This window comes from Curvivirga sp. (genome assembly GCF_965219885.1).
In the GTDB taxonomy this organism is placed as follows: Bacteria; Pseudomonadota; Alphaproteobacteria; order UBA8366; family Aestuariispiraceae; genus Curvivirga.
In genome coordinates, this window is sequence record NZ_CBDCOT010000009.1 from 1,195,677 (window position 1) to 1,220,657 (window position 24,981).

Genomic DNA, 24,981 nt, shown 5'->3' on the forward strand with positions numbered 1-24,981 from the left:
CGCTTATCTATGCTTTACTATCAGCAAGCGGCTTTTTCGTTATCTTCGCAAAAAGATTTGGAATAGCCCCAAATAGTAAGCTGTACAACACAGGGACAACCCCAAGGGTCAGGATTGTACCAATTGTTAAGCCAAACATAATGACGACCGTCATGGCAAACCATAACTCCCCACCAAATATCATAAGGGGAACAAGTCCAAGAATAGTGGTGAGTGTTGTCATAACAATTGGGCGTAAACGTGATACTGCGGATTCAATGATTGCCTGTTTAAGGTCGGTTCCATTTGCACGTTCCAGATCAATCTTATCAATTAACACAATACCATTATTGATGATAATGCCTGCTAAACTAATCAATCCAAGCATGGCGTTAAAATCCAGATAGGCACCTGTCAGATTTAACCCCAAACTTGCCCCGATAATCAGAAGCGGAATTGTAAAGGCAATGATGAATGGTTTTCTGAAAGAGTTGAACTGCCAAATTAATAGTAGCAGCATCAACCCCATACAATGCGGCATATATTTGAAAAGTGCAGCATTCGCTTCTTCGGATCCTTTTAACTCGCCATCAACTTCGATCTTGTAGTTATAAGGTAAATCCAGTTTCTCAAGGGTGGGCTGCATTGCGGCATAAAGGCCTGCAGCTTCCATATTTGGATTAATAGCGCTGATTGTGATCGCACGTTCCTGATTATATCGGCGGATTTGGGATGGCACTACATCCCCATCAATATCCGCAATCTGGATGAGCGGTACGACATTGCCATTACTGGAAGGTACGGTCACACTTCTGAGGTCATCAAGTGTACTGCGTTTATCTTCTTCTGAACGCAAGATAACGGGTATGACTTTATCGCCTTCACGGTAGGAGGTGACGGTTTCACCATCAAAGTTTGTGGAAAGTGCCTGCGCGATAGAGCGACTATCAGTACCAGCCCGACGGGCGCGTTCTTGGTCAATTGCCACCTTAATACGGATCACCGGATTTTCCCAATCACTGCGAATATCTTGTGTGCCGGGGATCGTACGGAAACCTGCCATTACCTCATTGGCTTTATCCATCAAGGTAGGAATGTCAGGGCCCAAAATACGTAATTCAACAGTTCCAGGTTTGGTGGAGCCTAGGAAAAGCTTTTCAGTAAAGCCTTCTGCTTCCGGCATGTTTTCGATAATAAAGCGATCAACCTTTGCCATAGTCGGATCACGATCTTCTGGATTTGCTACATTGATAATGGCAAAAGCAGTGTTCGGTGCGGGGTCAGGCGGGCTTAAAGCCAAGAAGAAACGTGGGCCACCATTGGCGATGAAAATTGTACTGCTGGTGATTTCCGGATTTAAGGATTTGTTATTCACCCAATCTGAAAAGCGTTTCACGACTGCCTGTGTTTCACGTACATCGACACCTGCTTGTAAACGAATAGGTAAGACAAATTGTGCGCGATCTGATGGGGGTAAAAGACGTTTCGGTACATCTTCCAAGCCTTTGACGGACAAGATTAACAAGGCGAACATAACCACTAGGAATGGGATACGAACGCGTAGCATAAAGTTTAGAAACTTACGGAAGAGATTATAGTAGGTACCCCCGTATAGATCCTTTACCTCAGTCTCATTCTTCTTGGTTTTTGATTTTTTCCGATCCCCAAGGAACCAATAACAAAGGGCTGGTGTCACTGTTATGGCTAATCCCCAAGAAGCCAGCAATGTTGCTGTGACAACTTGACTGAGGGCGGACATAAATTCACCCGTTTCATCATCCGCCAACATCAAAGGCATAAACGCCAAAATTGTCGTGAGTGAAGAGGTTAGAAGAGGAAGGCCTAAGCTACGTGCCGCTTCGATACAGGCATTTAGGCGTTCCATGCCTTGAGATAATCGGGTTTTGATATCTTCGGCAATGACGATACCGTTATCTACGAGCAGGCCAAGCGAGATAATAATCGCTGCAATCGAAATCCGGTGAAGCGGGATCTCAAAAAGACGCATGGCGATGATCGCAGCAAGGATGGTAATTGGGACAACAGAACCGACAATTGTACCGGTACGAAGTCCCAAGAATAACATAACCACCACAAGAACGGTGGCGAGAGTTTGCATAAGATTCGACGTTGCATCTTTGATGCTGGCATCGACAATTGGGGGTTGATATGTGGCATAATCTAAATTCAGGCCGAGGGGGAGTTCCGCGGTTAAAATTGCGATTTCTGCTTCCAATTGAGCTGCAAATTCTTTAATCGCAATATTGGGAACCATGGATATACCAAGGATAACGGCTGGACGCCCATTATATAATGCGGGACGTTCTGGTGGGTCCACATATCCGCGACGCACAGTTAGTAAATCTTTTAGATAAACAACACCTGTATCTTCGCCGGTTTGGATGGCTACATTTTCAATTTCTTTAACGGAATCAAAATTACCAGTTGGATCAATACCGATACTTAAGCCATCCGCGATTAAATTGCCGCCGGGTAAAATAATATTCTGATCTTTCAGGGTGTTCACAACTTGATTGGCAGATAGATCAATCTGGGCCAGTTTGTCTTGATTCATTTCAAGCCAAACACGTTCTTCCTGAATGCCATAGAGATCAACGCGACTTACAAGCTCTAAGGCACCAATGCGATCACGCAGATTTCGGGCAACAGATCGTAAATCTTTATAATCATATTCATCGCCATAAAGCGCCAATGTGGCGACTGAAACCCGACCATAATCATCATTTACAAACGGGCCTTGTGTGCCTTCAGGTAAGTTGGGTTTTAAATCATCCATCTTGTTTCGAATATCTGACCAAATGGGATCTAGATCGAAATAAGACGGATAGATACGCACTGTTACTAGTGCTTGTCCCGTTGTTGCTTGGGATTTGATGAATTTGATTTCCGGAATTTGTTTCAGATTTTCTTCGATAGGACGAATAATGAGCTGTTCAACTTTTTCCGCAGCTAAACCTGGATAACTGGCTGTGATTTGACCAAAACGGATGGTGATTTCAGGGTCTTCCTGACTTGGTTGTGACAAAAAGGATGTAAAGCCAGCTACAATAATAGCCACAATAAAGAAGACAGTCAGACGGGATCGTTCAATACAGAACCGGGTAAGGGCAGCTAACATGATAGAGCCTCCTTATTCCGGTTGCCATAACAAAGCAGACATGCCGTCATGCAGGAACGAAACACCTGCCACAATAATCTTATCGCCGGCATTAAGTCCTGAATAAACCTCTAAACGATTGCCACGGGTTTTACCGATAGTCACAAAAACACGTTTTACGGTTTCGGTAGCTTGATCATAAACGAAAACAGGGGCAAGTGAGCTGCGTTCATTTTGAGCTTCATTTGCCTCGGACAGGCTTTGCAGGGAAATCGCCGAAATCGGGATTGTATAAACGGGGCCAGATGTTTCGCTATCAAGTAAGAAGCTTACTGTCGCGGTCATGCCTGAAAATAATCGACCTTCGCCAGTGGGGGCTTCTTCAGGTTTTTGTAACGATAGCTTAACTAGGAAGGCATTTCCGGATTCTGATTGGCTTGCAATTTCAGAGACAATAGCAGGGATTTCCAAGCCACGGGCTCCTGGGAAACGAACAATTGCGGGATGACCATAATCCAGCTTTTGGATCATGGATTCAGGAACCAAAACCTCAACATTCATAGCGCCTTCTGCTTCCAGCTCATAGATGGATTGTCCAATGCTAACTTCAGTGAAAGTTTCAACAGACTTTACTGAAACTTCACCGGAAAATGGGGCAAGGATTACTGTTTTTTCTAAATCTCGTTCTGCACGTTTTAATTCGCTGATCGCCACATCGACCTCACTAAGAGATGTATCTAATGCGGCTTTTGCTGTGTCTAATGCGGCTTTGGCAACAAGATCTTTTTTATAGAGGGTTTCCTTGCGGACATATTCTTCTTGGGCTTCTACCAATTTGGCTTTTTGGGTGCGAACCTGTGCGGAGGCCTTATCTTTTGCTAACTGATAGTTGGTTGGATCCATCATGGCCATCATTTGGCCGGCTTCTACGCGATCGCCTAGCTCTGCAGCCATTTCAATAACACGACCATTAATTGGGAAGCTTAAAACGCTGGTTTCTGCGGCTTGAACTTGTCCTGATAAGTTGCGGATACGCTGACTGTCATCTGGGAAGACTTCTTCAAATTTCACTCTTGGAGTAACTTCAATTTGCTCTTCAACTTTTTCTTCACAGCCGCTTAAAATAAACGCAGTTGGTAAAAGTAAGGCAAAACCCAAATGTTTAAACGTGATAGAGAAATTTGAAAGACGCATGAAATAATACCCGCATAGAGATTAAATTATCTAGGGCTACTATAAGGCGAAAAAATTACGATCTCAAAGGTTTATTGTCTTTCCAATGAGATTAATTAGTCTTGTCGTCCACCCAGGGTACTGCCGCCACTTCAACGCCTTCTTCGACCAATTCTTTGACTTCATCGGCGCTGGCATTTCCGTAAATACCGCGTTCTTCGGTCTCTCCATAATGGATTTTACGAGCTTCCTCGGCGAATTTGTCACCTACATTTTCGCAATTAGATTCAATATCTTTGCGCATTTTCACCATGGCGTTGCGGGCTTTAGTGAAAAACTCGATTTGTGATTTTTCTTGGGAGCGACTGGTTGAAATATTGGGCGCGCTTAAGGCTTTTTTGACGTTGTTGGATCCACAAACAGAACATTCCAACAAGCCCAGTTCTTGTTGTTTTTCAAAGGAAGCTGAATCTTTAAACCAGCCCTCAAATTCATGTTCGTTTTCACATTTCAAATTAAAAGAAATCATCTTTTAACCCATATCCATCGTCATTTAGAATTTAAAATTCTGGTTTCATCGCTTGAAAAACAAGTTATATTTCCCAACTCAATTCAGAATTTGGCGATTATCTATCGAAATAACAAGGCTTTGTCACGTTTTCTATGCATTTGGATGAAAAAATATGTCTCATGTCTCTATGACGCCACTCCCATTCATTGAAAAATGGTTGGCACCTGATCTTACCGGAAAATTAGTTTTGGATTATGCCTGTGGTGCAGGTCGCCATGGACGTCTTGCACATGAAAAAGGCGCTGCAGTTACTTTTGTTGATATTGATCTATCCAATGTTGAGGACTTGCTATGCAAGGAACAAGTTACCCTTTTACAGGCTGATCTTGAAGAAGAGGACCGATGGCCTTTATCTGAGCGCCAATATGATTTGGTGATTGTGACTAACTATCTTTTTCGTCAACGGCTTGAAGATATCTTTAAGTTGGTCGCGCCTGGCGGGATGATTTTGTATCAAACCTTTGCAAGAAGTCACGAGGTTTTTGGAAAACCATCCAATCCTAATTTTCTATTGAAAGAAGGGGAATTGCGTGAATTTTGTCACGGGTTTGATATCTTGCAATATGAACAGGGAAAAGTAACTATCCCGTCTGAAGCAATAGTCCAACGCCTTGCCGCAAAACGTGTTATTGGTCTGGAAGACTAAAGTCACGTCCATTTTGCAAAGATGGTACCATGGCACGGGCTTTTGTGACGTCTTCTAAATCAAGATCAACGCGAATGACGCCGATTGCCGTATCTGCATCGGCAAGTATATTTCCCCAAGGATCAATAACAAGACTATGACCATAGGTATCACGACCATCATCGTGATGGCCAGTTTGTGCAGCTGCAGCAACAAAGCATGTAGTTTCAATAGCGCGAGCAGCTAGCAATGTATGCCAATGTGCCTCACCGGTTTTCTGAGTGAAAGCAGCCGGGTTTAAAATCACTTTGGCCCCTGCATGGGCAAGGCTTCGATGGAGATGTGGGAAGCGCACATCATAACAAATAGTTAGACCGATAATGCCCCAAGGTGTCTCCACTGTAACGGCTTGCTCACCGGGTTTAAAAGATTTGCTTTCGCGATAACTTTCGCCACCTTCTAAATCCACATCAAACATATGGATTTTGTCATAGCATGCTTTGATTTCACCTTGATTATCAATCATAAATGCCCGATTGGCCATTCGATCATCATCAGGCAATTTTATGACACAGGATCCAATATGAATCCAAATGCCAAGTTCCTTCGCTATAGCTTGGCATCCAGAAAGGAAAGGATCATCTTCTTGAAGACAGGCTTCTTTTGTGGATTGAGATCGTTTCATCTGGACCAGATTGGCGACTTCCGGGAGAGAGATCAATTTTGCACCTTGTTTGGTAGCCTCACGGATAAGAGGCTCCGCTAAAGCTAAATTTTCCTCAATTGATGTGGTTGAGGTCATTTGAACCAAGGCTAAAGGCAAAATCATAGAAATCTCCCGCTGGATATGTAATTTTTAGCCTAAGAGTGGATCAAGCTTGCCAGATTTTTCCATTGCCATCATATCATCACAACCACCAATATGCTGATCGTTGATAAAGATTTGTGGTACGGTACGACCACCGTTGGAGCGTTGGATCATTTCCGCCTGACGACCATCTTCTTCCCAAATGTTGTATTCTGTATAGCTAACACCCTTTCCGTCCAATAGACGTTTTGCAGCGGCACAAAAACCACACATGGGGCGCATATAAATTTCAACTAATGCCATTTTAGATATTCCTAACTTCTTAAATCCGTAAATTTATGCATGTCATACTTGGTGATGATATAGGATGCAATATGTGATCTGTTCCACCTTAATCAACTTTTTGTGGGCGCATAACTCTGGCTACGGTTAATATGTAAACTTCTTTAGCACCATTCTTCCTTAATATCTTGGCTGCTTCTTCTACCGTGCTACCGGTCGTGTAAACGTCGTCAATTACAAGAACAGTTCTATCTTGCAGGCTTTGCTGGAATTTTTTTGAAACACGAAACGCGCCGTGTAAATTTCGACGACGCGCTTTTGGAGTCAGATGGCCTTGAGTTTCAGTCTGTTTGATACGTTGTAACAAGTTAGCTGCGTAGATTAAATCATTCTGTTTAGCAAAAGCTTTCGCTAATAAAGCGGCTTGATTAAAACGTCGTTTGATGAGGCGGCGTGAATGAAGGGGGACAGGAATAACATAGTCGAATTTGATATCATCTGGAAAATGAAGACTGGCCATATTCAACCAACGTGTAAAAAGGGGGGCTATATGTTGTTGATCGCCATGCTTGAATTTCAAAAGTAAATCGCGGCTTAAATCATTATAAGTGACTGCTGCTCTTGCCATATGAAATTTGGGTTTTTGTGCAAGACAAGCCGCGCAGTAGCTATGATTTGAGATGCCAGTTATATTTTCAAAGGGATAGCCACAACAAAAACAGATAGGTTGCGCAATAAAAGAAATTTGGCTCCAGCAATCTGAGCATATTGCCTGTGATTGCGATATTTCTACATGACAATTTAAACAATGAGGCGGCAGAAGGTCATTCAAACCAGCTTCCAATAATCGTATTGTTGTCTTCCTACTGCGCCATAGGAATTTTTGCAGAAAATGCGAAAGTTTCAATTTTGGAAAAGACGTCGGCATTATTCCCATTAACTTGTTTCTTTAACGGATAGCTTTAGTTGTTTTTCAATAAGTTGCATTAACGTTATAACATTGAATGGTTTGGTAAGATAGTCAACGCACCCTGCATTTTTGGCTTCTCGGATAACTTTTGTCGAAGCATCGGCACTTAAGGCAATAATGGGAATATCTTTGGTTGCGTCTGTTGCTTTCAGTATACGTGTTGCTTCAATGCCACTCATTCCCGGAAGATTGATGTCCATTAAAATAATATTTGGGTGACATTGCGTCGCTAATTCAATACCTGCTTCTGCGGTAATGGCCGATTTAATCTTTAAATTTGGTATCTCAACAGCGATGTCTTCCATCAGTTGCAAATTGGTTAAGTTATCTTCGATGTACAATAATATATGATCACCATCAGGTAAGGACATATTTGGTATATGTTCTCTGTCATCTGTATGGATGTTAATGGGATCAGCTATGATGGGAAACTCAACCCAAAAAGTAGAACCTATATGTATCTGGCTTTCAAAACCAATAGATCCATCCATTAATTCAACGATTTTTTTGGTTAAGGCTAAGCCAATACCGGTCCCTTCTATACCGCTCTTATCGATCCCCAAACGGTTGAATGGTTGGAAAAGTTCATTTTGCTTTTCTATAGGTATGCCGCGCCCATTATCTGCGACACTGACGCGGTAATTATATTCTTCGGTGATTTGTCCAGAAATTGTTACCTGACCACCACGATCTGTATATTTTATGGCGTTGGACAGTAAGTTAATCATCGCTTGCTTATAACGAAGCTTGTCTGCTTTTAGAAAAGGCAGTGTTTTAGCGCATAACTTATTGTTGAGATAAATATCTTTTTCTTCTGCATTACGTGTTGCGAACTGAATACATTCTTCAATGGTTTCGTTAAGAGAAATAGGTTCCATAGATATGGAAAGTTGTCCGGCCTCTATTTTAGCTAAGTCCAGTATTTCATCAATAAGTTCCAAGAGATGTGAACCTGCAGAATGGATCTGACTGACTTGTTTTTCCTGTCTCTCATCCAAACTGGATCGGCGACTACTGCCTAGTAATTGAGAGAAACCGATAATGGCGTTTAGCGGGGTGCGCAGTTCATGGCTCATAGATGAAAGAAATTCAGATTTTGCTCGGTTAGCTTTTTCTGCTTCTTCTTTTGCGAGAAGCAAGCGCAGCTCATTTTCGCGTTCTTCGGTTAAGTCTCGTACGATACCTGTATAAATGGTGCCATAAGATGTTTCCACCTCGCTGACAGCCAACTGCATTGGGAATTCTGTGCCATCGCGTTTAAGGCCTGTAACTTCGCGGCCAATACCAACGATTTTTGCCTTCCGGCTTAACCTATATTGGGCCAGATAGGCATCATGATGGCTACGATCTGGTTCGGGCATAAGCATGGAAACATTATTATCGATCAGTTCCTCACCCGTATATTGAAACAGATTAGTTGCGGCTTTATTGACGGATTGAATAATGCCGTGATCATCGATGGTAATAATACTATCGACAGCATTATCAAGAACGGCTCGTAGATTAGCTTCTCGATCCCTGATGGTGTTTTCGGCGATTTTTCGACGTATGGAATGAAAGCGCACGGCTTCTAGAAAATTATTGCCAGCGTCAACGAGGGCACCAATTTCTGTTTCTTCCAGCCGGGTTCGACGTTTGAGGCGTATGTCTTCTGGGTCGTCAGGTCGTGACGTTTGTAAGGTTTGTATAACTTCACGTAAAGGGCGGAAAAGATACCAGTAAATAAAGCTTGTTGTGAAAATAAAGAGAAGAATTAAGATCAGTACAAGCGCAATACCATAGACTTTATTTACAAAAATGGAATCTGCGACTGATTTCGTGATTGAAAGGGTGTTTCGCTTATATAAATTCATCAATTGAGATTCTAGGACCTCAATTGATTTAATAGCTTCTGTGTCATCTATACGCACGATCGCATCAATATACTCGATGGTTTTCTCTTCTTCGATTAACTGTTCTACTAAAGAGATATTGCTATGATATTGATCGATAATTCTTTTGAGATTAGTTAAGGCATGTCGTTCGTCATTACTCAATTTTAATGACTTATAAGTGGTCAGGACCAGATCCAATTGTAATAACTTTTCGTTTGCCGCGACGAGGTAATATCGATCTTTGCGTAAAAGAAAGTTCTTAAAGTGATGGATCATGCCGTTAAAACCCATCAAGCCTCTTAATTGACCCAGCAACAGGGACTTGCGCGCAGCTGTTTCCTCAAATTCCATCCAGATGGCTTGGATGTCATCTGCTTGCTTAACCGAACGTATGGAAATAGTCGCTACAGATATCACGGCAATTAATAATCCAAGGGATAAAAGCCAGCCAAATGTAGTAATACGTATGCTTGGTATCATCTTATTCACCACTCGCCATGCTGAGAGGATTAGATGATACATATTTAAGTTTCGCGGACAGCAGATCCAACTCAGCATAAACATCATCTAATGTTTTGTCTTTGGGAGGTAATTGGTTTTCGAGATAAAAATGCCTTACTGATTTAGTCCCTTTTGTAACTTCCACGTATTTATTCACGATGTTCTGAAGAATGTGGGAAGAAAGAATATAAACATCACTTACAGTTTGTGGCTTTGTATGGGTAGAAGTGTTTTTTTCAAAACTTTTGTATTCTCGCACCCAATAAGGTTCCGGCTGTGTGTGTGTTATCTGAACAATAAGTGCTAAGTCTTTGTGAAGTCTAAGAGCTTTTTCCATCACATCATTGCTGGTTTTTCCCATAAATCGCCTAGGTTTAACAAGAGCTGTCTTACTTAAGGAAACCCCATATGTTTCTTGAAATAGCATTTCTGATGCAAGGCCAATATTCTGCCAAATGTTAAAGACATGGTTTGGAGTTATGCCTAGTTCCGTGGCGAAAGTATTTGATGTCAATAGAATGATGTTTGCAAAACTATAGATAGTAAGAAAAAATGATTTACTTCTTATGGATAATTTTTCAAAAACTAACATTTTAATAAAATCAGGTAATTCTTAATCTTTTCAGAATTATTCTGATCTCCCACCCAGTAAAATATATTTCCATAAGCATATGATAAAAAACAATAATTTTTCTTATATGCGAGGGTACTTAATAATAGAAAAAAGGCTTCGTCAATTTCTTTCTTTATAATTTATTAGGGTTTTTCTTTGTTGTTTTGTAAGTATTTGATTCAGTTTGCCTATTAAAGTGCGTTTCGGTTTTGAAAGAAAAAATAGAAAACTAATCAAGGGTATTCAGGTATTTTGCGTTTATGCTAAACTGATTTTAGATAAATGCGAGATCACTAAATGGGTAACTCTGATTCCAATTCTATATCTAATGAATTATCTGTTGAGCAATATAAACAATTGCTACAATCTTTTTCGTCGACTGTTTCAGGTGTAATTGGACAAGACTATTACAAAGCTGTCGTTAAAATGCTGTCCGAAACACTTGGGGTGGATTACGTGTTCATTGGCGAATATGTCGACGATTTTACGGCTATTGTGACCCGGGCTGGATATGGTAAAGGTCAGTTTCAAGAGAGTATTACCTATAGCCTGGAAGGCACGCCTTGCGATATTGCATTAGGGCAAGGGGTTTGCGTTTATACATCTGGGGTTCAGCAAGCTTTTCCTCAAGATGAATATCTTCAAATCATCGGTGTAGAATCCTATATGGGGGCAACATTATATGACTCAAACGATCGCGGCATGGGAATAATTAATGTCCTTCATAGTGAATCGATCGGAAATAAGAACATAATTTCAGCCTGTTTTGATATTATTGCAGGGCGTACGGCCGCTGAAATGGAGCGTATGAAGAAGGAAATTGAACTTCAGAATGCTTTGATTGTTGCGGAACATGCTAATCAGGCAAAATCAGAATTTCTATCTTCCATGAGTCATGAATTGCGTACGCCCTTAAATGCAATATTGGGTTTCGCGCAGCTTATGAAGGTGAATGAACAAAATCCCCTAAGTCAGGCGCAAAAATCTTATTTAGAAAGTATAGAACAGGGTGGAGAACACCTGCTGGGGCTTGTAAATTCAATTCTTGATTTGATTAATATTAAAGATGGTCAGATTGAATTGGAAATTGAAAGCTTTAACCCATTAGAGGTTGTTGTCGAAACGGTTGGCTCGATCGCAGAGTTAGCAGGGCAACATCAAATTCATGTTAAAAATAATTTAACAGCTGATCAGACCGCCCTGGTTAAAAGTGACAGGGCACGATTTAAACAAATAATCTTGAATGTGTTGATGAATGCCATTCAGTTCAACAAGCCCGAAGGTGAAGTTGAAATTTATGGGGAAGTAACTCGGCAAAATTTCCAACGCATTTATATTCGAGATACGGGTATTGGCATTGAACCTCATCAACAGGAACGTATGTTCGATACATTCCATCATTTTGATTATAAATCAAAAGTGACGAAGAACGGACTTGGGATTAGTTTAGCCGTTTCAAAACTTTTACTTCAAAGTCTTGCGGGATGGATTGATTTTAAAAGTGAGGTCGGTGTTGGAAGCGTTTTTTGGATTGATATTCCTCTGGAAGGCAATGATGAGATTATCATATGGGATAACAATATTCGTGTTGGCGTAGAGGCGATAGATCAAGATCATCAACAAATTATTGCGCTCGTAAACCGTGCCTGGAGGCGTGATGTTTCAGAAGGCGATATGGATGATATTTTGACAGAATTGATTAGCTATACAAAATACCATTTCGCACGCGAAGAAAAGCTAATGGAAATCTGTGGCTATACTGAAATTGCTGAACATAAGAAGATCCATGGGCGCTTGATAGAGCAGCTAAATGAAATGGCGTTGGTATGGCAAGGAAGTCGAAGTGATGAAAGTTTAATGCGTCTTCGTTACTTCTTGCGTGACTGGTGGTTGACGCATATTGGGAAGGTTGATCGTGGGTTGGCAAAATGCGCGAAGGGAAAAGATCAGGAGATAAAGCAGCAACTTGCCCTTATCACTTGAAGTGGTAATGAATTATCTATTGTGATTGTTATAAATAAAGTGCTTTTTGACGCTTATAAAACGGTACATCTATTAAAAGATTGAGACATTTATCCTGTTGAATAGAAATGCAAACTCGCAAGGTAAAGTCGATGATCGTTCGTGATAAGCCAAGTATATGGATGTTGTTTTTTATTACCAAAGGATCTGTGATTACAGATATTTGGGCGAAGATCCTCATTGTGACAGCATTTTCAATTGGAATTTATTTTCTGGATAGTCAGTACGATATCGTACCTCATTTCTCGTTATCTGCGATGGGGGTGTTTGGTATTGCGATGTCATTATTTCTGAGTTTCCGAAATAGTGCAGCATATGATCGTTGGTGGGAAGCACGTAAACTCTGGGGCGCGCTGGTAGGTGATTCAAGAAGTTTTGCGCGTGATACCAGATTGTTTTTGAAGGATAACAAGCATCGTAAGCGTTTATTGTATTTGTTAGCCGCTTTTACTAACGCACATCGAATGAATTTACGCTTTGAAATGCAGAGCGCTGATCTGAAATACTGGTTGCAGAAAGAGGAAGTTGCAGCCGTTAAGTCGTCATCCGCGCCGGCATGTTATGCATTAAACTTATTGGCAGAAGAAATCGCGATTTTGCGAGAAAAAGAAATATTAAGTGAGCTGGGTACACGTGTCTTGTCAGAACGTATGGGCATGATTGCTATGTCTCAGGCAGGGTGTGAGCGTATCGCCAATACGCCTTTGCCATTTGTGTATTCTTTGCTTATTCGCCGTACGGCTTATCTCTATTGTTTTTTAGTGCCATTCGCATTGATTGATGCGGCTGGTTATATGGCCCCCTTATTTTCAGCGATTATTGCTTATGTGTTTTTCGGTCTAGCTGCGGTTACAAATCATTTAGAACATCCATTCTATCGCGGACCAAATGGGTTGCCGTTGGATGCCATGTGCCGGACCATTGAAAACGGGTTGTTATGCAGCTTGGGTAAAAAATTACGTCCAGCCATTAAACCACAAGGGTTTTTATTGGAATAAAAAAGCCGCCAATTGGCGGCTTTCTTTCTTTGCTATTTCTTAAATAAGAAGATTTCTTCATCGCCGGATTTGACTTGTCCAAGTGGGTTCACAGGCGCAAATCCAAGTCCAATGACTTGTCCTTCAACATAAATTTTCTCATCTTTGATGGCGGTAATAAAGTCATCAAGTTTTGTGTTTTTTTCACCTGCGAGCTGTGTCAGATGTGGGTTATACTGCGCAAATACATTTGGTGAGCCATAACGCTCAAATGTTTTAAGTTTTTCAGGATATTTCTTAACCCAATTTGGTACTTGATAATCCAAGTTTCTCATAGGTTCCATAGATAAAACGACTTTATCTGAAAGGCGTTGCAAGTCTTTGCTATAGGTTAGGTCTAAGAAATACCAACGTCCTTTGGTTAAATGCGTACCATCTACAATTAACGGGAATGACTTTTGATTGCGGGCCAAATCCTTAACTTTTGCCTTCACTTCATCAAGGTCGCTTGCTTTAAAAGAAGTAAGATACAGAGTTGCGTGAGGGAGATAACCACGTTGTTCAAAAGTTTCTATATCTGTTTGATCTTTTAACTTTTTACCAAATTCGTTCACATAATTGGAAATCTCAGCACTAGGTACAGCAAAGATATTATATTCCTGCTCAGCTGCGTGACTTGACGTATTTGCAACAAAGGTAAATGCAAGCAGCATAATCCAGAGACGTTTCATTATTAGTAACTCCAAAGAATAAATATTTGATATCATTCTTTGGTAAAAGTTGAATGTTACGTTTCTATGAGAAATTCATGTAAACTTGATGATGAGAAAGGGGGCTATGTTATCTTCTTGAACTTTTTGAAGAGGCGTGTTTCATCAAAAAGATATTCCAGCTCATTCATGCGTTTCTTGGTCTGTGTCCATGTTTTCTTTTGAACGGCTGCGATCAAGGCTTCTAATAAGAAAAGAGTAACCACAGATGAATCCCAAGCAGATGGCACTTCAATACGTAAATTGAAAACATGTTTGGCGTTTTTGGCAGCTGGTGATCCCCATTGATCAGTGAACAAGATTACATCTACGCCACGTTCGGATGCTAAATGTGTAAGATTCAACAAGCTATGTTCATAACGGCGAACATCAAAGCAGACTAATAGGTCCCCTTTTTCCATATTTAAGAGGTAGTGCGGCCATGTATTGGAGTTACTGGCAACACGATGCACATTTTTACGGGCCACTTGCATATGGGTGAAAAAATAATCGGCCAAAGAACGTGTGATCCGTCCACCAACAATATGTAATGCATTCTTCTGAGTGGAAAGCTTGTCGACGATCGCATCAAACTCTTCCGGATCAATCTGCATCAGGGACTGACGCATATTTTCCATCACTGCATCAGTGAACTCATTTAAGATATGTGTATCTGCGGCACTTTCATTCCAGCGGTCAAATTTTGTAATTGGACTTGAAATTTTTTCTTCGAGTTCTGTGTGAACAGCTGACTGAAAATCCGGGAAGCCATCATAGCCAAGTTTTTTTACCGTACGTAGAACGGTTGGGGTGGATACATCCGCTGCCGCTGCAACAGCGGTAATCGATCCCAGACAAGACATTGGATAGTTTTCCAATAGCGTATTGGCAAAAAGACGTTCCGTCCGGGTTAAATCTTCAAAATTATCCCGAATGGATTCTGCTACACTTTTTACCGCTTCGTCTGTCATATAGACCCCCATGAAATCTGCTGGTTTAGTACAGATTTTTTCGCCTGCTGTAAACGTTATGATTTATTTTGTAAAAAATTTAACAGAAAAAGTATTGCCTGAAAATATAGTTTCTGTCATATATTGAAAAATTTTTTACAAGAATAACAAAAAGCGGTGGAGAATGGGGAGCAAAAATTCATATCCATCTCAGATCAATGCGGTCGAGATATTTAACGCGGCAGGTCATAATGCTGCGGTGTTGGTATGTGAGCATGCCAGCAATTATATCCCTGCGGAACTAAATAATCTGGGATTGGAAGAAGATCTTCTTGAAAGTCATATTGCGTGGGATCCTGGTGCCTTGGCTGTGGCACGTTTGTTGGTGGAAGATCTAGAAGCGCCGTTGGTGGCGTCCCGTGTATCACGTCTGGTCTATGATTGTAACCGACCACCAGAAGCGAAAGATGCATCCCCTTCTAAAAGTGAAGTTTTCGACATTCCCGGTAATTGCGATCTGACAGAGGAAGATCGTTCTTGGCGCGAAAAGAATGTTTATAATCCTTTTAAAAACGCTTTATCGCAAGTTATTGAAAATAAAATGACTTCAGGTCAAAAACCTGTAATCTTTACCATTCATTCTTTTACACCTGTTTATAAAGGTAATAAACGGGAAGTAGAGATTGGGATCATTCATGATCGAGATCATAGTGTTGCTGATTTGATTATGGCGGAAGAAAGTGAATTTGTGGTGCGTCGGAATGAGCCCTATGCACCAACAGATGGTGTCGCTCATACCTTGCGTTTGCATGGGGATGAGAATGGATTGGCAAATGTGATGATCGAAATTCGGAATGATCTGATCAAAGATAGCGCAGGTGTGGCGAAAGTGGCGGCATATCTGAGTGATGTGTTCAAAAAAGTCCTAGAAAAGCAAAAAACAGAACAGGGTTTGTAAAAAGCGAAAGTGAAGTCAGTAATGATTTTCATGCATAAATATATAGCATTTATAGATGCAGTAAATTACCGGATAGGACGCTTTGCAATGTATGGCGTCTTTGTATTGGTCGGCATTTTATTATGGTCGTCGATTTCAAAAACATTTTTCCTGCCATCCTTATGGACACTGGAAATGGCCCAGTTTTCCATGGTGGCATATTATATTTTAGGTGGTCCATATTCTATCCAGTTGGGATCGAATGTGCGCATGGACTTGCTTTATGCAAGTTGGAGCCATCGCACCAAAATGTGGGTAGATAGTATCACCATTTTATTCCTGATTTTCTATCTGGGTGTCCTTCTTTATGGCGGTATTGATAGTACCACTTATTCCTTGATGTATGGGGAACGCAGCCCGACAGCATGGCGCCCCTATATTTGGCCAATTAAAGTTATTATGTGTTTCGGTCTGGTCCTGATGATTATGCAATGTATCTCTGAATTGTTTAAAGACATTATCCGTTTGCGCGGCGATAAACTGGATCATGAAGATCCACATGAATCCAGCCTTGGTTGGGAGGAAGCATAATGTCTTATGAGATGATTGCTCTCTTCATGTTCTCATCCATGATGCTGATGTTGTTAACAGGTCAGCGTGTATTTGGGGCTATTGGTTTCGTTGCTTCAATTGCGGCTTTGGCCCTATGGGGAACAGGCGGATCAGATATTCCGTTTTCTGCGGCCATGAAGTTAATGAAATGGTATCCGCTTCTGACACTGCCAATGTTTATTTTCATGGGCTATGTCCTGTCCGAAAGTAAAATTGCGGATGACCTTTATAAGATGTTCCATGTTTGGATGGGGCCAGTCAGTGGCGGCCTTGCTATTGGCACGATCCTTTTGATGGTTCTTATTTCTGCGATGAATGGTTTGTCCGTGGCCGGTATGGCAATTGGTGCAACAATCGCCTTACCGGAACTTTTGCGGCGGGGGTATGACAAGATCATGGTGACGGGGGTCATTCAGGCCGGATCGTCGCTGGGTATTCTGGTGCCGCCATCCGTGGTTTTGGTTCTATATGCGATGATCGCTAGACAGCCTGTGGGCCAACTTTGGTTGGCTGGGATTATCCCGGGTTTGATGATGGCAGCTATGTTCGTGGTTTACATCGTTGTGCGTTGTAAAATGAATCCGAAACTTGGCCCTGTCTTGCCACCTGAAGAACGTAATGTTTCTAAAGCTGAGAAATATCGCCTGTTGCTTGCTGGCTTGTTACCTTTCGGTATTTTCTTTGCCATGATGATCCCATTTGTGAATGGTTGGACATCATTGGTGGAAAGTTCTGCGATTGGTGCAATGACTGCTTTTGTTGCGGCTGTTTTGAAAGGCCGTATGACCAAGCAGGTATTTGAAAATTCTGTAAGAAATACACTTGGCATTTCCTGTATGTTTATGTGGATCATCTTGGCAGCGCTTGGTTTCGGTGCGGTATTTGATGGTCTGGGTGCGGTACGTGCTATTGAAAATCTATTCACGGATCAATTGGGCCTTAGCCCTTGGATGATCCTGATTTTGATGCAGATAAGCTTCATTTTAATGGGGACCTTCCTGGATGATACGGCAATGCTGGTTATCGTGGCCCCATTATATGTGCCATTGGTTGGTGCGCTTGGTTTTGATTTGATCTGGTATGGGGTTCTTTACACCATCACCACGCAGATTGCGTATATGACACCACCATTTGGTTACAACCTGTTCTTAATGCGGGCTATGGCACCGCCTGAGATCGGGTTAACCGATATCTATAGGTCGATCCTTCCATTTGTGTTGGTGATGACAGTGGCTTTGGCCATCGTGATGATCTTCCCGGAAATTGCCCTATGGTTACCTGAATACGTCTATAGCAAATAAGACGATCCCGATGCCAACCCCGTCATCAGAACGGGGACGTATCAAAACACTTAAAGTCGTATGTTGAACAAGGAGTATTATGACATGACAACAAGACGCGAGTTTATGAAAAAAGCAGGTGTAGTAGGTACTGCAGCTGCGGCATCTACATTGGCTGCACCAGCCATCGCAAGCGGCAAAATCAAATGGCGCATGCAAACATATGCAGGTTCTGCATTGGCAGAACATGTAATCAAACCAGCAATCGACAGCTTCAACAAAATTGCTGGCGATGAAATGGAAATCGAATTGTATTACGCTGACCAATTGGTACCAACAGGTGAATTGTTCCGTGCAATGCAAAAAGGAACAATTGATGCGGTTCAGTCTGATGATGATTCCATGGCATCCCCAACTGAAGTAACAGTATTTGGTGGTTACTTCCCATTCGCGTCCCGTTATTCTTTGGACGTGCCAGTATTGTTCAACCAATATGGTTTGAAAGAAATCTGGGAAGAAGAATATGCGAAAGTTGGCGTGAAACATATCTCCGCTGGTGCGTGGGATCCATGTCACTTTGCGACAAAAGATCCAATCTATAGCTTGGAAGACCTTAAAGGTAAGCGAGTATTTACCTTCCCGACAGCAGGTCGTTTCTTGAGCCAGTTCGGTGTTGTTCCTGTAACATTGCCTTGGGAAGATATTGAAACAGCGATGCAGTCCGGTGAGCTTGACGGTATCGCATGGTCCGGTATCACAGAGGATTACACAGTTGGTTGGGCAGATGTGACAAACTACTTCCTGACAAACAACATCTCTGGTGCTTGGGCTGGTTCTTTCTTTGCGAATATGGATCGTTGGAACGAATTGCCAGAACATCTTCGTGAATTGCTAACAGTATGTATGGATCAAAGCCATTATTACCGTCAGTGGTGGTACTGGGGTGGTGAAGCTTCCCTACGTGTGAACGGCACAAAGATGGAATTGACATCTATTCCAGATGGCGAATGGTCCGAAGTTGAAGCAGCGGCTGTTCAATTCTGGGATGAAATCGCAGCTGAATCTGAAACAAAGAAAAAAGTTGTCGATATCATCAAGCAATATAACGCAGACATGCAAGCTGCAGGTCGTCCATATCGTTACGGCTAAGTGCCTGATCGATAATTGAGAACAAACTGACGCGGCGAATTTAGGAAAAGGATAATAATCATGGCTGGTACTCTTACCTTTGATCAGCTGAAGAAACTGGTTGCAGAAGGATCTATTGATACTGTTTTGGCATGCCTTGTAGATATGCAAGGCCGCCTGATGGGTAAGCGTTTTCATGCGCAGAATTTCGTAGATACATCATACGAAGAAACCCATTGCTGCAACTATTTGCTGGCAACGGATTTGGAGATGGCCACACCTGATGGCTATGCTTCAACAAGTTGGAGCCAAGGCTATGGTGATTATGTGATGAAACCTGATCTGGACTCTATTCGTCTAGTACCATGGTTGGAAGGCACCGCAATGGTTCTTTGCGATGTGTTGGATCATCACCATCATGAGCCAATTCCGCATTCGCCGCGTCAGGTTCTTAAAAAACAAGTAGAGAAAATGGAAGCTCTTGGCTATACAGCAATGACCGCGACAGAGCTTGAGTTCTTCTTATTCGAACATAGTTTTGATGAAATTCGCAAAGGTAACTTCCAGGAGCTAGCTCCAATCAGTGGCTATAACGAAGATTACCATATTCTTCAGACCACTAAGGAAGAAGAAGTTTTGCGTCCACTGCGTAACCATTTATTCGCAGCTGGTATTCCAATTGAAAACACAAAAGGTGAAGCTGAAACAGGGCAGGAAGAATTAAATATTCGTTATGCCGAAGCCAATCTTTGTGCTGACTATCATACCATTTCCAAGCATGCGACCAAAGAGATCGCATGGCAGCATGGCCGTGCTGTGACCTTCTTGCCGAAATGGGATCATAACAAAGTCGGTAGTTCATCTCACGTGCATCAATCCCTTTGGAAAGATGGCAAGCCTGCTTTCTTTGATGAAAGTGATAAATTGGGCATGTCTGATTTGATGAAAAACTACATGGCTGGTTTGATCAAATATGCACCTGAATATACTTATTTCTTGGCACCTTATGTAAATAGCTACAAGCGTTTTGCGAAAGGTACTTTTGCGCCAACTAAAACTGTTTGGTCGATTGATAACCGTACTGCAGGTTTCCGTCTTTGTGCGGCAAATACCAAAGGTATCCGTGTTGAATGCCGTATCGGTGGTTCTGATTTGAACCCGTATTTGGCAATTGCGGCGCAATTGGCTGCTGGTATGAAAGGTATCGAAGATAAACTTGAATTACCTGCGCCAACAACAGGTGATGTGTATGAAATCGCAAAAGCGGACGATATTCCGCAAACCTTGCGCGCTTCCACAGAAACCTTGCGTAATTCCGACATGCTGAAAGAGGCTTTGGGCGAAGATGTTGTCGCTCATTACACCCGTGCAGCTGAATGGGAACAAGAAGAATTTGATCGTGTTGTAACTGATTGGGAAATTGCCCGCGGTTTCGAACGCGCTTAAAAACCACTGCCTAAAAATCTTAGGTCAGGATTTAAAAACGATAACAATGAAAGGTCAAAGACATGGCTGGTTCTGGCAATGTTTTGAAATGCATCAGTCCTATTGATGGTTCCGTATATGCGGAACGTGCTGTAGCGTCTCAGGATGAGGCGGTTGCTGTTGCGAAATCTGCACGGGATGCTCAAAAAGCATGGGCAGCACGCCCAATGGCGGAGCGTATCGAATTGGTACGCGCGGGTGTCGCCAAGCTTGGTGAGATGAATGACGAAATCGTACCGGGTATTGCCTATATGATGGGTCGCCCAACCCGTTACGGTGGTGAGTTCGGTGGCGTGAATGAACGTGCAAGCTATATGGCTGATATTGCTGAAGAAGCATTGAAGCCAATCGTGATTGAAGAAAGCGACAATTTTGAACGTCGTATCGAACGCGAAGCTTTGGGTGTTGTGATGGTAATTGCGCCATGGAACTATCCATATATGACGGCGATCAATACTGTTGCGCCTGCTTTGATCGCAGGTAACACGGTTGTGTTAAAGCATTCCACTCAAACCCTTTTGGTGGGTGAGATTATGGTAAAAGCATTTGTCGAAGCAGGCATGCCGGCAGATGTATTCCAAAACGTATTTTTGGACCATGGCACAACTGAGCATTTGATCCAAAATCGTTATTTCAATTTTGTAAATTTCACAGGTTCTGTTGGTGGTGGTCGTGCGATTGAACGTGCTGCGGCGGGTACATTTACAGGCACAGGTCTGGAACTAGGTGGTAAAGATCCGGGTTATGTATGTGAAGATGCAGATCTGGATGCAGCAGTTGATACATTGATTGACGGCGCGATGTTTAACTCTGGCCAATGTTGTTGCGGTATTGAGCGTATCTACGTTCATGAATCTCAATATGATGCTTTTGTTGAAAAAGCAGTGGCGATTGTATCTGGTTACAAATTAGGTAACCCGATGGAGGAAGAAACCACAATCGGTCCAATGGCATCAAAACGTTTTGCTGACGAAGTTCGTGGTCAAATCAAAGAAGCAATTGCAGATGGTGCGAAAGCTTTGATTGATCCTGCTCTTTTCCCGAAAGATACAGGGGAAGATGCATATCTTGCACCACAAATTCTAGTAGATGTAAATCATGACATGCGTGTAATGATCGACGAAAGCTTTGGTCCTGTGGTCGGCATTATGAAAGTTTCTTCTGATGAAGAAGCAATCAAAATGATGAATGATTCAGAATTCGGTCTGACATGCTCTATTTGGACAAAAGATGCAAAACGTGCCGCAAATATTGGCGCACAGATTGAGACAGGTACTGTATTTATGAACCGTGCAGATTATCTTGATCCAGCTCTTTGCTGGACAGGTTGTAAAGACACGGGCCGTGGCGGAGGTCTATCCGTTATCGGTTTCCATAATCTGACACGTGTTAAATCCTATCATTTGAAAAAGGTGCTCTAATGACTTTAACAGCAAACTGGGGCTATCCTACAGCTATTCGTTTTGGTGCTGGTCGTATTCAGGAACTGGCAGCAGCATGTACAGAATTGGGTATGAAGAACCCTCTTTTGGTAACAGATAAAGGCTTGGCGTCTTTACCAATTACAGCTTCTACAATGGATGTATTGAAAAATGCAGGCGTTGAAGCAGGTTTCTTTGGTGATGTGATGCCAAACCCGGATGATGTCACTTTGGAAGCTGGTTTAAAGCTTTACAAAGAAAATGGTCATGATGGCGTGATCTGCTTTGGTGGGGGATCCGCTTTGGATCTTGGCAAGATCATTGCCTTCATGTCCGGTCAAACACGTCCTGTTTGGGATTTCGAAGATATTGGTGACTGGTGGACCCGTGCTGATCCAGATGGCATTGCACCGATCATCGCCGTACCAACAACAGCGGGTACAGGTTCCGAAGTTGGTCGTGCCGGTCTTTTGACTGATACAGTGAACCACATCAAGAAAATCATTTTCCATCCAAAAATGTTACCAGCGATTGTAATCTGTGATCCGGAATTGACCGTTGGTATGCCGCCAGTAATTACAGCGGGCACAGGCTTGGATGCGTTTGTACATAGCTTTGAAGCATATAGTTCACCTGTATATCATCCGATGTCCCAAGGTATCGCGCTTGAAGGTATGCGTCTTGTGAAAGACAACCTGTTGCGTGCCTATAAAGATGGTACAGATATCGAAGCGCGCGCACATATGATGTCCGCGGCAGCAATGGGTGCAACAGCATTCCAAAAAGGTCTGGGTGCGGTTCACGCCTTAGCTCATCCATTGGGGGCGGTTTATAACACACCTCATGGTATGACCAATGCGATTGCCTTGCCAGCTGTGATGCGTTTCAACCGTCCGGCGATTGAAGAGCGTGTGGAACGTCTGGCAGCTTATTTGGATATCAAAGGTGGCTTTGATGGATTCTATGACTGGGTTGTAGAATTTTCCGAAGCTATGGAAGTACCAAAATCCATGAAAGCATTGGGTGTGGATGACAAGCAAATTGATCTTCTTGCGAAGATGGCTGTGGAAGACCCAAGTGCAGGTGGTAACCCGATTGAGCTCACAGTGGAAGCAACCACAAAGCTTTATCAGGAAATTATCATCTAGTTCTTGATAGAAATATCAGACACCGAACTCCCATATCGGTGAAAATGGAATGGCGGCTTGTCTTCAAGTCGCCATTTTTTTTATGTATAGTAAATGAATAAGAAGCTTAATTAAAATATGTTATGGATCGAATGATGTTCAAAAAAGTATGGGATATACCGACGCGCTTGTTTCACTGGCTATTGGTTTTATTAATTGCTGCTGCCTATGTGACAGCAGAATTTGAACTTGGTGATCTGGATATGACCTATCATATGTATGTGGGTTATTCGATCCTGACTTTAGTCATTTATCGTATCTTATGGGGGATATTGGGGAGCAGTAGTGCAAGATTTAGTGATTTTATTAAATCTCCTAAAGCCGTTTTTTCTTACATAAAGTCGATGCATTCATCTCAACCACAAAAATACCTTGGTCATAATCCGGCTGGTGGTTTGATGGTTGTAGCGTTGCTTATTTTAATTTTGATGCAAGCAACATTGGGTTTATTTACCACTGATGATATTTTGGTGGATGGTCCACTTGTGCATTTAGCTTCGTCAAGCTTCGTGAATTTTGCAACAAGTTGGCATCATACTATTTTTGACATCCTATTGATTTTTATAGGTTTACACATTTCTGCCGTTTTCTTTTATCTGTTGATGAAAAAAGAAAATTTAATTCGCCCTATGATAACCGGAAAAAAAGAAAAATCTCATACGCCAGAAGGTAAAGATGTAAGTTTTGTTTCACCTGTTTTTGCCCTGATTTTATTAGCTATTGCGGCTGTGGTTGTTTGGTTTGTGGTAAATCAGTAAGCAAATAAAATGATGTTCTTATTTAGACTTTAGTTAAAATGCTGACAATTAATTGTTGAAATTGTTAAAATATTTTAACATTCTAATGATAAGTTCTTAAATTAATCCGTTTGCTTGCAAGCGGATTTTATTTTCTAGAGGCAAATAATTGGGGCATAAGAACTTCATGAGAATAATATTTATATTCACTTTCTTTTCGATATGTCTGTCGACATTGTCGTATGCAAGTGATTTGAAAATTAGGATTGGTTTCAATTCCAATTCCAGTTTTCCTCATATTCTTGGATCTGGTGATAAGCTTGCATCTCCTCCGGGTGTTTCAGTTGAAATCGTGGATCATGTCATGAAGGAAATTGGATATGATGTTGAATTTATTCGCGTGCCCGGACTACGTGTTTTAAAAATGCTGCAAGAAAATGCACTGGATGCTGCTTTTTTATTTTCTCATTCAAAAGAACGAGAAGAATTCGGTGTCTATCCAGCTGGCATTAAGGATGGAGATTTTGAGGCTAGATTAGCAACGCTTTCCTATTCAATCTTTAAATCTGAAAACTCACCTTTGACATGGGATGGTAAAACTTTTTTTAATCTTGAACGCCCGATCGGTGCAAATACAGGATATTCGGTTGTTAAGATATTACGTTCTGCCGGTATCGAAGTTGAAGAAGCCATGTCAACTCAGCGCAATATCAAGAAATTATTAAATCGCAGGATTGATGGCCTGGCTGACCAAGATGTGGTGGTGGAGGCTCATTTAAAGCAATTGAAAGTATCGGGTATTGTAAAGATGGAACCGCCAATTGTGACAAAGAATTACTATCTTATCTTCAGTCATAAATTTGCCGACGAGCATAAAGATGATGTCGAAGATATTTGGCAGATGATTGGTGAAAATAGAGAGGCAATGACAGAAGAATTATTGCCAAAATATTCTTTGATGTTGAATCAATAAGTTCGCCCG

Annotated in this window: 22 protein-coding genes; 12 read left to right on the top strand and 10 right to left on the bottom strand. The window is 41.8% G+C overall.

Going from position 1 to position 24,981, the window contains the following annotated elements; all coding sequences use genetic code 11:
• Positions 1-7: 7 nt before the first annotated feature.
• The 3 genes from ACOQOA_RS11145 to ACOQOA_RS11155 form a co-directional block, all read right to left on the bottom strand.
• Complete coding sequence (locus tag ACOQOA_RS11145; RefSeq protein ID WP_420548705.1) at positions 8-3,118, bottom strand: efflux RND transporter permease subunit; 3,111 nt, start codon at positions 3,116-3,118, stop codon at positions 8-10.
• A gap of 12 nt (positions 3,119-3,130) precedes the next feature.
• Positions 3,131-4,291 (bottom strand): efflux RND transporter periplasmic adaptor subunit, encoded by a 1,161-nt coding sequence (locus ACOQOA_RS11150; RefSeq protein WP_420548706.1) that lies wholly within the window; start codon positions 4,289-4,291, stop codon positions 3,131-3,133.
• A 91-nt stretch (positions 4,292-4,382) separates the two neighbouring features.
• Positions 4,383-4,799: a DUF1178 family protein gene (locus tag ACOQOA_RS11155; protein ID WP_420548707.1), complete on the bottom strand. Its 417-nt coding sequence runs from the start codon at positions 4,797-4,799 to the stop codon at positions 4,383-4,385.
• Between the two features lie 154 nt (positions 4,800-4,953).
• Between ACOQOA_RS11155 and ACOQOA_RS11160 the strand changes: the two genes are divergently transcribed.
• Positions 4,954-5,487 (top strand): class I SAM-dependent methyltransferase, encoded by a 534-nt coding sequence (locus ACOQOA_RS11160; RefSeq protein ID WP_420548708.1) that lies wholly within the window; start codon positions 4,954-4,956, stop codon positions 5,485-5,487.
• Here ACOQOA_RS11160 and ACOQOA_RS11165 read toward each other — a convergent pair.
• From ACOQOA_RS11165 to ACOQOA_RS11185, 5 genes are all read right to left on the bottom strand, one after another.
• Entirely contained in the window at positions 5,468-6,295 is an 828-nt protein-coding gene (locus tag ACOQOA_RS11165; protein ID WP_420548709.1) for a carbon-nitrogen hydrolase family protein, read from the bottom strand. The two genes, ACOQOA_RS11160 and ACOQOA_RS11165, sit on opposite strands and share 20 nt — an antisense overlap.
• Before the next feature lie 27 nt (positions 6,296-6,322).
• Positions 6,323-6,577 (bottom strand): glutaredoxin 3, encoded by a 255-nt coding sequence (gene grxC, locus ACOQOA_RS11170; RefSeq protein WP_155153432.1) that lies wholly within the window; start codon positions 6,575-6,577, stop codon positions 6,323-6,325.
• Positions 6,578-6,665: 88 nt separating this feature from the next.
• On the bottom strand, positions 6,666-7,400 hold the full coding sequence (locus ACOQOA_RS11175) for a double zinc ribbon domain-containing protein (RefSeq protein ID WP_420548710.1): 735 nt from the start codon (positions 7,398-7,400) through the stop codon (positions 6,666-6,668).
• Between the two features lie 92 nt (positions 7,401-7,492).
• Entirely contained in the window at positions 7,493-9,880 is a 2,388-nt protein-coding gene (locus tag ACOQOA_RS11180; RefSeq protein ID WP_420548711.1) for a PAS domain S-box protein, read from the bottom strand.
• A 1-nt stretch (position 9,881) separates the two neighbouring features.
• Positions 9,882-10,493 (bottom strand): hypothetical protein, encoded by a 612-nt coding sequence (locus ACOQOA_RS11185; RefSeq protein WP_420548712.1) that lies wholly within the window; start codon positions 10,491-10,493, stop codon positions 9,882-9,884.
• 318 nt (positions 10,494-10,811) lie between these two features.
• On the opposite strand from ACOQOA_RS11185, the gene ACOQOA_RS11190 reads away from it, so the two are divergent.
• On the top strand, positions 10,812-12,497 hold the full coding sequence (locus ACOQOA_RS11190) for a bacteriohemerythrin (RefSeq protein WP_420548713.1): 1,686 nt from the start codon (positions 10,812-10,814) through the stop codon (positions 12,495-12,497).
• Positions 12,498-12,628: 131 nt separating this feature from the next.
• The gene (locus ACOQOA_RS11195) at positions 12,629-13,534 is read left to right on the top strand and encodes a bestrophin family protein (protein WP_420548714.1); all 906 of its coding nucleotides are present in this window, start codon (positions 12,629-12,631) and stop codon (positions 13,532-13,534) included.
• 32 nt (positions 13,535-13,566) lie between these two features.
• Here ACOQOA_RS11195 and ACOQOA_RS11200 read toward each other — a convergent pair whose 3' ends face one another.
• Both ACOQOA_RS11200 and ACOQOA_RS11205 read right to left on the bottom strand, forming a co-directional pair.
• On the bottom strand, positions 13,567-14,244 hold the full coding sequence (locus ACOQOA_RS11200) for a 2'-5' RNA ligase family protein (RefSeq protein ID WP_420548715.1): 678 nt from the start codon (positions 14,242-14,244) through the stop codon (positions 13,567-13,569).
• A 104-nt stretch (positions 14,245-14,348) separates the two neighbouring features.
• On the bottom strand, positions 14,349-15,233 hold the full coding sequence (locus ACOQOA_RS11205) for a MurR/RpiR family transcriptional regulator (protein WP_420548716.1): 885 nt from the start codon (positions 15,231-15,233) through the stop codon (positions 14,349-14,351).
• Between the two features lie 163 nt (positions 15,234-15,396).
• On the opposite strand from ACOQOA_RS11205, the gene ACOQOA_RS11210 reads away from it, so the two are divergent.
• The 9 genes from ACOQOA_RS11210 (at position 15,397) to ACOQOA_RS11250 (ending at position 24,972) form a co-directional block, all read left to right on the top strand.
• The gene (locus tag ACOQOA_RS11210; protein WP_420548717.1) at positions 15,397-16,170 is read left to right on the top strand and encodes an N-formylglutamate amidohydrolase; all 774 of its coding nucleotides are present in this window, start codon (positions 15,397-15,399) and stop codon (positions 16,168-16,170) included.
• An 87-nt stretch (positions 16,171-16,257) separates the two neighbouring features.
• A complete protein-coding gene (locus ACOQOA_RS11215; protein ID WP_420548718.1) occupies positions 16,258-16,740 on the top strand; it encodes a TRAP transporter small permease subunit in 483 nt (160 codons plus the stop codon).
• Positions 16,740-18,062 (top strand): TRAP transporter large permease, encoded by a 1,323-nt coding sequence (locus ACOQOA_RS11220; protein WP_155153297.1) that lies wholly within the window; start codon positions 16,740-16,742, stop codon positions 18,060-18,062. The genes ACOQOA_RS11215 and ACOQOA_RS11220 overlap by 1 nt, the downstream gene beginning before the upstream one ends.
• A gap of 84 nt (positions 18,063-18,146) precedes the next feature.
• Positions 18,147-19,190 carry a TRAP transporter substrate-binding protein gene (locus ACOQOA_RS11225; RefSeq protein ID WP_155153296.1) on the top strand — a complete coding sequence of 348 codons (1,044 nt, stop codon included), beginning with the start codon at positions 18,147-18,149 and terminating at the stop codon, positions 19,188-19,190.
• Positions 19,191-19,250: 60 nt separating this feature from the next.
• Positions 19,251-20,615: a glutamine synthetase family protein gene (locus ACOQOA_RS11230; RefSeq protein ID WP_420548719.1), complete on the top strand. Its 1,365-nt coding sequence runs from the start codon at positions 19,251-19,253 to the stop codon at positions 20,613-20,615.
• A gap of 62 nt (positions 20,616-20,677) precedes the next feature.
• Positions 20,678-22,075, top strand: a complete 1,398-nt coding sequence (locus tag ACOQOA_RS11235) for an aldehyde dehydrogenase family protein (RefSeq protein WP_420548720.1) — start codon at positions 20,678-20,680, stop codon at positions 22,073-22,075.
• Positions 22,075-23,223 (top strand): iron-containing alcohol dehydrogenase, encoded by a 1,149-nt coding sequence (locus tag ACOQOA_RS11240; RefSeq protein ID WP_420548721.1) that lies wholly within the window; start codon positions 22,075-22,077, stop codon positions 23,221-23,223. Before ACOQOA_RS11235 ends, ACOQOA_RS11240 begins: the two co-directional genes overlap by 1 nt.
• 134 nt (positions 23,224-23,357) lie before the next feature.
• Positions 23,358-24,020 (top strand): cytochrome b/b6 domain-containing protein, encoded by a 663-nt coding sequence (locus tag ACOQOA_RS11245; protein ID WP_420548722.1) that lies wholly within the window; start codon positions 23,358-23,360, stop codon positions 24,018-24,020.
• Positions 24,021-24,252: 232 nt separating this feature from the next.
• A complete protein-coding gene (locus ACOQOA_RS11250) occupies positions 24,253-24,972 on the top strand; it encodes a substrate-binding periplasmic protein (RefSeq protein WP_420548723.1) in 720 nt (239 codons plus the stop codon).
• The last annotated feature ends 9 nt before the right edge of the window (positions 24,973-24,981 follow it).